10 protein-coding genes are annotated in these 12242 nt (G+C 74.0%); 1 reads left to right on the top strand and 9 read right to left on the bottom strand.

Features of this window, described 5'->3' with window-relative positions; genetic code table 11:
• Positions 1–79 precede the first annotated feature (79 nt).
• Both ACZ6S8_RS12775 and ACZ6S8_RS12770 read right to left on the bottom strand, forming a co-directional pair.
• Positions 80–367 carry a YiaA/YiaB family inner membrane protein gene (locus ACZ6S8_RS12775; RefSeq protein ID WP_383927443.1) on the bottom strand — a complete coding sequence of 96 codons (288 nt, stop codon included), beginning with the start codon at positions 365–367 and terminating at the stop codon, positions 80–82.
• A gap of 85 nt (positions 368–452) precedes the next feature.
• Positions 453–1604 (bottom strand): acyl-CoA dehydrogenase family protein, encoded by a 1152-nt coding sequence (locus ACZ6S8_RS12770; RefSeq protein ID WP_469455032.1) that lies wholly within the window; start codon positions 1602–1604, stop codon positions 453–455.
• Positions 1605–1683: 79 nt separating this feature from the next.
• Here ACZ6S8_RS12770 and ACZ6S8_RS12765 point away from each other — a divergent pair, with 79 nt between their 5' ends.
• A complete protein-coding gene (locus ACZ6S8_RS12765) occupies positions 1684–2355 on the top strand; it encodes a TetR/AcrR family transcriptional regulator (protein ID WP_469455030.1) in 672 nt (223 codons plus the stop codon).
• A gap of 184 nt (positions 2356–2539) precedes the next feature.
• Here the strand turns inward: ACZ6S8_RS12765 and ACZ6S8_RS12760 are convergent, their stop codons facing one another.
• The 7 genes from ACZ6S8_RS12760 to ACZ6S8_RS12730 all read right to left on the bottom strand — a co-directional run bounded on the left by ACZ6S8_RS12760 (position 2540) and on the right by ACZ6S8_RS12730 (position 12161).
• Positions 2540–3619, bottom strand: coding sequence for a Zn-dependent alcohol dehydrogenase (locus ACZ6S8_RS12760; protein WP_469455028.1), 1080 nt, complete (start codon positions 3617–3619; stop codon positions 2540–2542).
• Positions 3620–3636: 17 nt separating this feature from the next.
• Positions 3637–5049: an aldehyde dehydrogenase family protein gene (locus ACZ6S8_RS12755; protein WP_469455027.1), complete on the bottom strand. Its 1413-nt coding sequence runs from the start codon at positions 5047–5049 to the stop codon at positions 3637–3639.
• 100 nt (positions 5050–5149) lie between these two features.
• A complete protein-coding gene (locus tag ACZ6S8_RS12750) occupies positions 5150–6649 on the bottom strand; it encodes a CitMHS family transporter (RefSeq protein WP_469455025.1) in 1500 nt (499 codons plus the stop codon).
• Positions 6650–6722: 73 nt separating this feature from the next.
• Positions 6723–8924: a molybdopterin oxidoreductase family protein gene (locus ACZ6S8_RS12745; protein WP_469455023.1), complete on the bottom strand. Its 2202-nt coding sequence runs from the start codon at positions 8922–8924 to the stop codon at positions 6723–6725.
• Between the two features lie 149 nt (positions 8925–9073).
• Positions 9074–9694 carry a TetR/AcrR family transcriptional regulator gene (locus tag ACZ6S8_RS12740; RefSeq protein ID WP_469455021.1) on the bottom strand — a complete coding sequence of 207 codons (621 nt, stop codon included), beginning with the start codon at positions 9692–9694 and terminating at the stop codon, positions 9074–9076.
• Positions 9695–9730: 36 nt separating this feature from the next.
• The gene (locus ACZ6S8_RS12735; RefSeq protein ID WP_469455459.1) at positions 9731–11044 is read right to left on the bottom strand and encodes a hypothetical protein; all 1314 of its coding nucleotides are present in this window, start codon (positions 11042–11044) and stop codon (positions 9731–9733) included.
• Positions 11045–11321: 277 nt separating this feature from the next.
• On the bottom strand, positions 11322–12161 hold the full coding sequence (locus ACZ6S8_RS12730; RefSeq protein ID WP_469455457.1) for a cupredoxin domain-containing protein: 840 nt from the start codon (positions 12159–12161) through the stop codon (positions 11322–11324).
• Between the last annotated feature and the right edge of the window lie 81 nt (positions 12162–12242).

Below are 12242 nucleotides of genomic sequence, written 5' to 3'. Positions count from 1 at the left end.
AGCAAGCGCTTAGCCGTGTCCGCGCGGACCGGCACCCCCGGTGCGGTCCCGGCCCGGGTCCCGCCCGGCCCCGGGCCCGCTACTTCGGCGCGAAGGGGTCGTACTCCGCCATCATCTTCTCCATCCGGGCCTGGTCCACCCGGCTGACGATCTTGGTGACCTCCTGGCGGTCGCGGATCACCTTGGCGAGGGTGAAGGCCGAGGTCGTGAGGTACAGGACCGCGATGCCGAGGAAGGCCCGGACCCAGCCGTCCACCTCCAGGTTGTAGATCCCCACGGACACGGCGCCCATGGCGATGCCGAAGGAGGCAACGGCCTGGCCGTAGTACGCCCCCGAGTTCTGCTGCTTGACCGGCGTCTCGTTCATGGGTCGAGCATCGGGCCGCCCGGCCGCGGACACATCCGCACGCGTACTCAGGCGCGTACTCAGCCCGGAACCGGAAGGCGCGGGCTCAGAACGCCGAAACCCCGGTGCGGGCCCGGCCGATGAGGAGCTTCTGGATCTGGCTGGTGCCCTCGTACAGGGTCATCACGCGGGCGTCGCGCAGCAGTTTGCCGGCCGGGTACTCGTCGATGTAGCCGTACCCGCCGTGCACCTGGAGGGCGTTGCTCGCGGCGCGCACGGCCGCCTCGGAGGCGAAGAGCTTGGCGGTGGAGGACTCGGTGGCGAACGGCTGCCCGCGGTCGATGAGGTCCGCGACCCGCCAGGTCAGCAGCCGCGCCGCGTCCACGTCGACCGAGATGTCGGCGATCAGCTCCTGGACCAGCTGGTGGTGGGCGATCGGCCTGCCGAACTGCTCGCGCTGCCCGGCGTACGCGACGGCCGCCTCCAGCGCCGCCTGCGCGATGCCCACGCAGCCGGCGGCGACCGACATCCGTCCCTTGGCCAGCGCGGACATGGCGACCGAGAAGCCCTTGCCCTCGGGGCCGAGCATCGCGGAGGCCGGTACCCGGACCCCGTCGAAGACGAGCTCGGCGGTGGCCTGGCCGCGCAGGCCGAGCTTGCCGTGGATCTCGCGGCGGGTGAGGCCCGGGGTGTCGGTGGGGACGAGGAAGGCCGAGATGCCCCGGTGGCCGGGCTCGTCGCCGGTACGGGCGAAGAGCAGCACCACGTCGGCCCAGGTGCCGTTGGTGATGAACATCTTGCTGCCGCTGACCACGTACGAGTCACCCTCGCGGACGGCGCGCGTGGTGAGGCTGGCCGCGTCGGAGCCGGTGCCGGGCTCGGTCAGGCCGAAGCAGCCGAGCGCGTCGCCGGAGCAGAGCCGGGGCAGCCACGCGCGCTTCTGCTCCTCGGTGCCCCAGGCGGCGACGGTCTTGGCGACCAGGCCCAGGGAGACGGAGACGATGCCGCGCACGGCGGAGTCGCCGCGGCCGAGCTCTTCGGTGACCAGCACGTACGCGAGGTGGTCACCGCCGGAGCCGCCGTACTCCTCGGGGACGGTGAGGCCGAGGAAGCCGAGGGCGCCCAGCTTCTTCACGATGGCCCGGTCGACACTCTCGGCGCGGTCCCACGCGGCGGCGTACGGGACGACCTCGCGGTCGGCGAACTCCCGGGCGAGCCGGCGCACGGCGGTCTGTTCCTCGCTCAGCTCAAGGTTCACCGGGCACCTCCGGGGTCGTCGTGGCGGGCTTCCGGGGCGGTTAACTAGCACCGGTAGTTTATGGCGGGCAGGCCCTACTATGTGGCGCATGGCCAGACCGCGCAAGCCCCTGCTCAGCAGAACCCGCATCGTCGAGGCGGCGGGTGCGCTGGTGGACGCGGAGGGACTGGAGGCGGTGTCGACGCGGAGGCTGGCGGCCGCGCTCGGCGTCAGCGGGCCCTCGCTGTACAACCACTTCCGGACGAAGGACGAGATCCTGGAGGCGGTGGCGGACGCGGTGAGCGCGCGGGTCGACCTGTCGATGTTCGAGCCGCCCGCGTACGGCGCCGAGGGCGGCCGGGACTGGCGCGGGGCCCTGCATGCGTGGGCGCACTCGTACCGGGACGCACTGTCCGACCATCCGAACATCGTGCCGGTACTGGCCCGGGGGCCGGGCCGCCGGCCGGCGGGCCTGCGGCTGGCGGACGCGGTGTTCGGCGCGATGACGGCGGCCGGGTGGCCCCCGGCGCAGGCGACCCGGATCGGCGCGCTGATGCGGTACTTCATCCTGGGCTCGGCGGTGGCGTCCTTCGCCCGGGGCTTCGTGGACGACGAGGCGGCGTACGACCCGGCGGACTACCCGCACCTGGGGCAGGCACACCTGCTGGCCGAGCGGCAGCGCGAGGTGGACCAGGGCGCTTTCGAGACGGGCCTGACGGCGCTGCTGGACGGCTTGGCGCTGCAGTACGAGGCGGCACGCGGAACGGCGTGACGCACACGGCGGGGCACGGCCTGTCGCGGCGGGGCACGACCGGCGGAGGTGTTCCTTCGCTCCGCCGGCCGTGCCGCGGCGCCGGTCGTGCCGCGGCGCCGGTCGTGCCGCGGCGCCGGTCGTGCCGCGGCGCCGGTCGTGCCGCGGCGCCGGTCGTGCCGCGGCGCCGGTCGTGCGACACCCCCTAGAAGACGACCAGCGAGCGGCCGCCCTTGCCCGCCAGCATGGCGTCGAAGGCGGCCGGGATGTCGTCGAGGGTGATGCGGTCGGTCACCAGGGAGCCGAGGTCGAGGCGGCCCTGGCGGACGTGTTCGGCGATCACCGGGAGGTCGCGGGCCGGATCGCTGTTGCCGTAGACGCAGCCGGTCAGGGTGCGGGCGAAGTGGAAGATCTCCAGCGCGTGGAAGGTGACCTGCTGGTCCTTCCCGCCGATGCCGACGACCGTGGCGCGGCCGCCGCGCCGGGTGGACTCCCAGGCGCCGCGGATGGTTTCCGCCCGCCCGACGCACTCGACGGCGACGTCCACGCCGTGACCGCCGGTGAGCGCGCGGATCTCCTTGGCCGTGGTGTCGGAGGCGAGGACGAAGTCCGTGGCACCGGCCGCGCGGGCCAGCTCCTCCTTGGCCGGGGACACGTCGACGGCCACGATCGGGCCCGCCTGGGCGATCCGGGCGGCCTGGAGCGCGGCCAGGCCGACGCCGCCGACGCCGAAGACGGCGACGGACTCCCCCGGGAACACCTGGGCGCTGTGGTGGACGGCGCCGTAGCCGGTGAGGACGGCGCAGCCCAGCAGGGCGGCCTCGGCGAGCGGGATCCCGGCGGGCGCGGGCAGCACGCAGTTCGCCGCGACGACGGTCTCCTCGGCGAACGCGGCCACGTTCAGCCCCGGGTGCAGCTCGGTGCCGTGCGCGTCGTGCGCGTAGACGGCGCCGACCCCGGAGAGGGCCTTGGCGCAGAGCCAGACCTCGCCGATGGTGCAGTGGTGGCACTCCCCGCAGGACGGGGCCCAGTTGAGCACCACGCCGTCGCCGGGGGCGACGTGGGTGACGCCCTCCCCGACCGCGAGGACCGTGCCCGCGCCCTCGTGTCCGAGGACGGCGGGGACGGGGACCCGCATGGTGCCGTTGGTCAGGGAGAGGTCGGAGTGGCAGACCCCGGCGGCGGTGAGCCGTACCCGGACCTGGCCGGGGCCGGGGTCGGGCAGCACGATCTCCCGTATCTCCAGCGGGGCTCCGACGGCGGGCAGGATGGCGGCGCGGACCATGGTCGTCGTCTCCGTGTTCAGAACTGCAGGGACTTGGTCTGGAGGTACTCGGCCAGGCCGTGCGGGCCCAGCTCGCGGCCCACGCCGGACTGCTTGTAGCCGCCGAAGGGCGCGAGCACGTTGAAGCGGCCGCCGTTGATGTCCACCTGACCGGTGTCCATGCGACGGGCGAAGGCCACGGCCGTGGCCTCGTCCGCGGCCCAGACTGCGCCGCCCAGGCCGTAGACGGTGCCGTTGGCGATGGCGAGGGCCTCCTCCTCGTCCTCGTAGGCGAGGATCGACAGGACGGGGCCGAAGATCTCCTCCTGGGCGATGGTCATGTCGGGCGTGACGTCGGCGAACACGGTCGGGGCGACGAAGTACCCCTGTTCCCGGGGCGCGTCGGGACCGCCGGCGACGAGGCGGGCGCCCTCCTCGATGCCCTGCGCGATGTATCCGCGCACCCGGTCGCGCTGCTTGGCGTTGACGACGGGACCCAGGCGGGTGCCCGGCTCGCGGGGGTCGCCGGTGGGGTACTTGGCGACGGCGGCGGCCGCGAGGGTGACGGCCTCCTCGTACTGGTCCCGGTGGACGAGCATGCGGGTGAGCGCGTTGCAGCTCTGGCCGGTGTTGTTCATGACGTGGCCGACGCCCGTCGCGACGGCCTTGGGCAGGTCGGCCCCGGGCAGGATGACATTGGCCGATTTTCCGCCCAGTTCGAGGGCGACCCGCTTGACGGCGGCGCCGGCCGTGGCGCCGATCTTCCGGCCGACGGCGGTCGAGCCGGTGAAGGAGACGAGGTCGACGCCCTCGTGCGCGGCCAGGGCCTGACCGGCGACCGGACCGGTACCGGTCACGAGGTTGAAGACTCCGGCCGGGATGCCCGCCTCGTGCACGGCCTCGGCGAAGAGCTGTGCGGTCAGCGGGGTGTCCTCGGCCGGCTTGAGGACGAGGGTGCAGCCGGCGGCGAGAGCGGGTGCCACCTTGGCAACGACCTGGTGCAGCGGGTAGTTCCAGGGCGTGATCGCCCCGACCACCCCGATCGGCTCCAGCAGGACGGTGGAGGTCCCGATCCGCTCCTCGAAGGCGTACGAGGCGGCGAGCTCCGCGTACGAGGAGGCCACGGCGATCGGCGATCCGACGTGCACCGCCTCCGAGAACCCGCTCGGGGAGCCGAGCTCGGCGGTGATGGTCTCGGCTATCTCCTTCTTCCGCGCGGCCAGCACGTCGCGGAGGGCCCCGATGAGGGCGCCCCGCTCGGCCGGCGGTGTGGCCGCCCAGGCCGGGAAGGCGGCGCGGGCCGCGCGCACGGCCGCGTCCACGTCCTCGGCGGTACCGGCCGGGACCCCGCCTATGACCTGTTCGTCCGCGGGGTTCACGACCTCGATCCGCTCGCGTCCGGCGGCGGGCCGCCATTCCCCGCCGATGTACATACCGTCGTGGGCCTTCATGGCTGTTCCTCCCGAAACACGCACGAGCACGTGGACCTGACCTCGCGGACAGCCTACAAACTAGCGCCGGTAGTTTTCTGTGCGCCAGGGGTGGCCGGGATCAGATGATGCCGAAAAGCATCCCTGCCGCGAGGACGACCAGGGAGGTCAAAGCGGCCCATTTGACGGTGAAGCGGGTGTGGTCGCCGAATTCGACCTTGGCCATCCCGACGAGGACGTAAACGGCCGGAACCAGCGGGCTGGACATGTGCAGGGCCTGGCCGACGAGGGAGGCCCGGGCGATCTCGAGCGGGGAGACTCCGTGGGCGGCGCCGGCCTCGGCCAGGACGGGCAGGACGCCGAAGTAGAAGCCGTCGTTGGACATGAAGTAGGTGAGCGGCAGGCTCAGCAGGCCGGTGACGAGGGCCATGTGCGGGCCCATGCCCTCGGGGATGGCGCCGACGAGCCAGTCGGCCATCCCCTTGACCATGCCGGTGCCGGTGAGGACGCCGGTGAAGACGGCGGCGGCGAAGACCATGCCGGCGACGTTCAGGACGTTGTCGGCGTGGGCGGCGATGCGGGCCTTCTGGTCGGGCATGTGCGGGAAGTTGACGGTGAGGGCGAGCGCGGCACCGAGCAGGAACAGCACCGGGATGGGCAGCAGTTCCATGATCATCGAGGTGAGCAGGGCGACGGTCAGGCCGGCGTTGAACCAGTACAGGCGCGGGCGCAGGGTGGGGCGGTCCGGGTCCAGGCCCTGGAACCCGTCGACGGGGCCGCCGGCGGCGGGGTCCGGGGCCGGGGTGGAGGCGGGGGCGGGGGCGTCCGAACCGGCGGCTCCGGCCGAGGGGGTGGCGGCTTGAGGGGCTCCGGCCGAGGGGATGGCGGCCGACGCGGTCGCGGGCGACGGGGTGGTCCCGGCCGTCACCGCGGAGGTGGCGGCTCCGGCCGGTACGAGACGGTCCGCCCCGGCATCCAGCGGCTCGCGCCCGCCGGGCAGCGTCAGCGTGCCGACCCGGCGGCGTTCCTTGAGCCCGAGGACGTAGGCGAGGACGAACACGAAGAGCAGCCCGGCCGCGAGGGCCGGGATCATCGGCACGAACACGTCGGCGGCGTCGAGCTTGAGGGCGGTGGCGGCGCGGGCCGTGGGGCCGCCCCAGGGCAGGGTGTTCATGACGCCGTTGGCGGTGGCCGCGACGCCGGTCATGACGACGAGGCTCATGCCCAGCCGCTTGTACAGGGGGTACATCGCCGACACGGTGATCATGAAGGTGGTGGAGCCGTCGCCGTCCAGCGAGACGATCGCGGCGAGGACGGCGGTGCCGACCACGACCCGCATCGGATCCGCCTTGCAGAAGCGCAGGATCCCCCGGACGATCGGGTCGAAGAGGCCGACGTCGATCATCACGCCGAAATAGACGATGGCGAACATCAGCATGGCGGCGGTCGGTGCGAGCTTGCCGACGCCGTCGATCACGTAGTCGCCGAGCTGCGCGCCCTGTCCGGCGAACACGCAGAAGAGCGCGGGGATGAGGACGAGCGCCGCGATGGGCGACATTTTCTTCATCATGATCAGGACCAGGAAGGTCCCGATCATGGCGAAGCCGAGGAAGGTCAGCATGCTGGGAACGTAGGTGCCGCCTCCGTGCGCCAACAAGACGTCTGCGTGTGAGCAATACGAGCAAAACCCCAGCTCAGGGCAGGGGTGTCAGCTCGACGGGGAAGCCGTTGAGCACCGCCGTGCCGGAGAGCGGGTCGAGCCGGCTGCCGTCGAGGAGCTGGTTGACGTTGACGCCGGGCTGCTCGGCGGCCACCGACAGCCGGGTCCCGGCCCGGTCGTGACCCCAGCCGTGCGGGAGGCTCACGACGCCGGTGCGGACGGTGTCGGTGACCTCGACGGGCACCTCCAGGCTGCCGCCGTCGGCGGTGATCCGGGCCCGCGCCCCGTCGGCGAGTCCGAGCCGGTCGGCGTCCTGCGGATGGACGTGCAGGGTGCAGCGGTTGGAACCTCCGGCCAGGGCCGGGACGTTGTGCAACCAGCTGTTGTTGGACCGCAGGTGGCGGCGGCCCACGAGCACCAGCGCGGCGGGGCGGTCGGCGAGCGCCGCGCGGAGCCTGGGCAGCTCGGCCGCGATCGGGTCCGGCAGCAGCTCGATCCTGCCGCTGCGCGTCTTCAACAGGCCCGGTAGCCGGGGCCGCAGCGGTCCCAGGTCGATGCCGTGCGGGCTCCGGCGGAGGTCGTCGAGGGTGAGTGCGTACGGGCCGAGGCGCAGCATCAGGTCGAGCCGCCGTTCGGGGCCGGTCCGGCCGGACAGCAGCCGGGCCTCCTCGTCGGGGTCGCGCCCGTGCAGCGGCGAGCGCGGGTCGGCGACGGCCCGCGCGAGGGTGTCGGCGATGACGCGCTCGTCGACGGCCTCCGGCGGGGCGCCGTGCAGCCCCGAGACGGCGAGGAGCAGCCGTGCGTGGATCTCGCACTCGTCGAGCCGCCCCTCCTCCAGCGTGACGGCGGCGGGCGAGTAGCGGGCCTGGTTGCGTACGGCGAACCCGTTGAAGGCGAAGTCGAAGTGAGCGCTCTGTGCGGGCGGCGGCGGGGGCAGCACGACGTGGGCGTGGCGTGAGGTCTCGTTCAGGTACGGGTCGACGGAGATCATGAAGTCGAGCCCGGCCAGGGCCCGGTCGAGCCGGTTGCCGTCGGGTGCGGACAGGACGGGGTTGGCGGCGATGGCGAGCAGCACTCGGATGCGCCCGTCGCCCGGGGTCTCGATCTCCTCCGCGAGGGCGGCGAGGGGGAGTTCGCCCTTGGCTTCGGGGTGGCCGCTGACCCGGCTCGCCCAGCGACCTAGGGCGAACCCCTTGCCGGGGCCGGCCGGACGGGGCGCGCCGGTCGTGGCGGAGAGCGGGAAGAGGGCTCCGCCCGGCCGGTCGAGGTTGCCGGTGAGGATGTTCAGGACGTCGACGAGCCAGCTGGCCAGTGTGCCGTACTCGACGGTGGAGCTGCCGATGCGCCCGTAGACGGCGGCCGTGGGCGCGGCGGCGAGTTCGCGGGCGAGGGCGCGGATCTCGGCGGCCGGGAGGTCGCAGGCGGGTGCGACGGCCTCAGGGCTGAAACTCCCGAGCGCGGCGGCGAGTTCCCCGAGCCCGTCGGTGATGTCCTCCAGTACGGCGCCGGGCGCGGCGAGCTTCTCGGCGAGGAGGGTGTGCGCGAGGGCCGCGAGCAGCAGGGCGTCGCTGCCGGGGCGGGGGGCGAGGTGGCGGTCGGCCAGCCGGGCGGTGCGGGTACGGCGCGGGTCGACGACGACCAGGGTGCCGCCGCGGGCGCGCAGGGCCTTGAGGCGGCCGGGGAAGTCGGGCGCGGTGCACAGGGAGCCGTTGGACTCGACCGGGTTGGCGCCCAGGATCAGCAGGAAGTCCGTGTGGTCGAGATCGGGCACCGGAATGGCGAACGGGTCGCCGAAGAGCAGTCCGCTGGAGACGTGCTTGGGCATCTGGTCGACGGTGCTGGCGGTGAACAGGTTGCGGGTGCCCAGGGCCTTGAGGAGGAGCGGCGGGTAGAGGGCGCCCGCCATGGTGTGGACGTTGGGGTTGCCGAGGACGACTCCGGCCGACTGGGCGCCGTACTCCCCCACCAGGGCGGGAACGGCGGCGGCGATCGCGTCGTACGCCTCCTCCCACGTGGCGTCCCGCAGCCGGCCGTCGCGGCGGACGAGGGGGCCGCGGAGCCGGTCCGGGTCCGCGTCGAGCTGCCCGAAGGCGGCGCCCTTGGGGCAGATGAAACCGCGGCTGAAGACGTCCTCGCGGTCGCCGCGGGCGCCGGTGACGGTGGCGCCGTCGAGGGTGAGGGTGAGGCCGCAGGTGGCTTCACAGAGGGGGCAGATGCGCAGGGCGGTGCGGGGCATGGGCCCTCCAGGGCGGCAGGCTGCGGCACGGTCACGGCCGCGCGCGGTGGACGCGGTCACGCGGGCGCCCCGAGCATACCGACCGGTAGGCACGGTGGGGAGGGGTCTGCCCGGGGCACGTCCGCGAACGGCGTGGGCGGGCTGGCCGGTCAGCCGAGGACGCGCGCCAGGTAGGCGTGCATCATGGCGCGGGTCTCGGCCACGATGCCGGGGTCCCCGGCGGGGTCGACCCGGAAGGCCAGCTGGATCAGCGCGTCCGTGGCCTCGACGGCGACGAGGACCGCCCGCTCCAGCGTGGCGTCGGGGGTGAGGCCCAGGTGCGCGCTGAGCAGCTCGGTCAGGCGGACGGCGACCAGGTGGTTGGGGTCGGCCGCCGGCCCGTCGGCGGGCGGGGCGGGCACGCCGAAGTCCACGAGGGCGAAGCCGGGCACGCTGCGCTTCATGGCCAGGTACTCGTCGAGCACGGCGTCCACCACCGGTGGCCAGTGCGTGGACGGGAGGCCCGCGAGCCGGTGCGTGATGCCGTCGGCGTACCGGTCCAGGTTGCGGTGCGCGAGGGCGATGGCCAGGGCCCGTTTGTTGCCGAAGAAGCGGTAGACGGAGCCGATCGGGACGCCGGCGCGCTGGGCGACCGCTCGGGTGCTGAGGTTCTCGTAGCCGGTCTCGTCCAGCAGTTCGGCACACGCGTCCAGGATCCGGGCGAGCCGGTCGGCGCTGCGCTGCTGGACGGGGGTGCGGCGCAGGGAGGGGGCGGGGGGCACGGGGTCCATCATGCCGCTCCTGGCTTCATCCGTTCGGCGGGGCCCTCAGTTCAGCAGGAGGCTCAGCCCTCCGATGGTGTACGTGATCATCAGCGCGAGCAGCGGCAGTTGACCGGCCACCGCTTTCGCGGGAGGAAAGAGCCGCACGGACCGGTCGTGCGCCGCGACGACACCGAGGACGTGTCCGGTGACGACGGCGATCACCTGGAGGGCGGCGAGGCCGCCGGGGCCCAAGGGGGACACGGGTTCCGAGGCGTTGTCAGTGCCGAGTGCCATGCTCACTGTGCGTGGTCCTTCGACTACCAGGAGGGAGAAGTAGTGGGCGATCAGATAACCGAGGGCGATGGGGACCAGTGAGTGCGCGAAGGCGGTGAGCGGGCCGGGGTGCGGTCCGCTCACCAGGCGGGTGCCGGCGGCGCACAGGCAGTACAGGGTGGCGACGAGGGCGACGGAAGCGAGAAGTCCGAGGGTGGCCGTGGGGGTGCGGCCGAGGGGGGAGGTCTGCAGGACGTTGATCCACGAGGGGCTGTCGGAGAAGCCGTCGTAGGCGGTGGATCCGAGCAGGACGCAGACGGTGGCGACGAGTCCGGGCCGCTCGGGCGTCGCGTCGAGTCCGTGGAACGGGTTGCGGAGAACGAGACGGCCGTCGCTGCGACGGCCGAGGGGGGAGAGACGGGCGAGGAGCGCGGAGTACACCTCGAAGGCGTCTCCGTCGTCGAACCAGCGCTCGCCGTGGCGGGCGGCGAGGAGCAGGTGGGTGGCGGCGTAGGCGGTGAGGGCGGTCAGGAGGGTGGTGGTGGATGCGGGATCGGGGGCGGCGAGCTCCAGCCAGGTGAACCCGAACAGGCCCGCGGCGGCGGGCCATTGCCCCAGCCGGGCGGCGAGGGGCCGGTCGGGGTCGGGGCGTCGCAGGGCGCGGGCGATCAGGCGGTGCAGGGTGCGGAGCGGGTTGAGCAGGCGCCAGACGGGGCCGAGGAGGAGGGAGGCGGGGACGAGTCCGACCCAGAAGAGGACGTAGACGGCGCCGGGAGCGGGGTTGCGGGCGGGGTCGTCGGGACCGAGGAGGAGGTACAGCAGGACGGCTGCCGCGGCGGCGAGCCCGAGTCCGCGCAGGACGGTACGGGTGGCCGGCGCGTCGGCCACCCGCTGGAGGGAGGCGGGCAGGGCGATCCCGGAGCGGTCGCCCCGGAAGCGGGAGGCGGACCAGAGCAGGCCGAGCGCGAGGAAGGAGACGAACAGGGCGGTGAAGGCGCCGGCGAAGGCGTAGAAGGGAGAGATCGGCAGGTCGTGCTGGGACCCGATCCCGTGCGCGAGCGCGGTGAGCGGATCGGTGTCGGGATCGGCCGGGCGAAGGACCACGCCCCGGCCGGAGCCGTCACCGCCGCCCGCGGCGCCGGAAACGGCTCCCGGCCCGAGGGGGGTCACCACTGCTCCGCCAGGGCCCGCGCGGAACGGGGCGCCGCCGTGACTGCTGCCGCGGCCGTGACCGCGGCAGCGGCAGCGGCAGCGGCAGCGGCAGCGGTGTCGGCGTCGGCCGGCGCCGGGGGCCGGGGCGGGACCGGGCACCGGCGCGGGTGCGGGTGCGGCTTCCGGCGCGGGTACGGGTACGGGTACGGGTGCGGGTACGGGTGCGGGGTCATCGGACGAGGAGCTGGGTCAGGACGAGGCCGGACGCGTGGGTCTCGACCTCGAAGAGGCCGGTGCGGTCGACCGTGAGGACCAGGGCGGCCTCTTGGCCCGCGGGCAGGGCGAGTTCCTTGTCGTAGCCGTGGACGTGCAGGGTGTCCGCACGGTCGCTGGTGACGCGCAGGGCGACCCGCTCGCCTCGCTTGAGCTCGGTGCGCGCCGGTGCCGGGCTGACCTTGCCGTCGCGGACGCTGATGGTGACGGTGCGGTCCGCGGCCTGTTCTGTGGGCAGGCCCGGCGCGGGGGCCGGTGGGGTCGGTACGGGTGCCGACGCCGGCGGGGTGGCGCCGTGGTTGTGACCGCCGCTCTGGCCCCCGCCGGTGAGGGGGACGGTCGCCTCGACGGGCTTGCCGGACACGGCCCAGGCGGTGTGGTCGTCGGCGTACAGCCGGACGGTCAGGGTGTGCGCGCCCTCGGGGACCTGCGCTGCGGGCAGGTGGAACCAGGGGCCGTACAGCCGGGCCAGTTTGCGGCCGTCGAGCTCCAGGTGGGCGTGGCCCGCGCCCCGGAGGGCGGCGCCGCCGGTGCTGTCGGGGGTGAAGGCGAAGTTCTCCACCGCCAGTTGGAGGTTCCAGCCGTCCTCGGAGTCCGGACGCGCGGTGAGGCGGACCTTCGGCGCGCCTTCGGCCGGGACCTCGCGCAGCCGGTGGCCGGCGCCGTCGTCGGCGGTGAGCAGGGCGCCCGCGCTGCCGGAGGCCTCCTCGTGGCTGGTGCCGGGCTTGTGGTGGGTGGTGGCCCGCCCGCCGCACCCCGCAGCCGCTCCCCCGAGCAGCAGGGTGAGGGCGAGCAGGGCCGCGGTGCGGGCGGCTCGGCGCCGCGCCCTGCCGCGTACCGGGCGCGGGGTACGGCGGCCGGTGTCGTGCGGATCGGC

It is taken from the genome of Streptomyces sp. NPDC048461, assembly GCF_055587105.1.
Note: the sequence above shows the minus strand (reverse complement) of the source record. Positions and strands in the feature narration are given on the sequence as shown.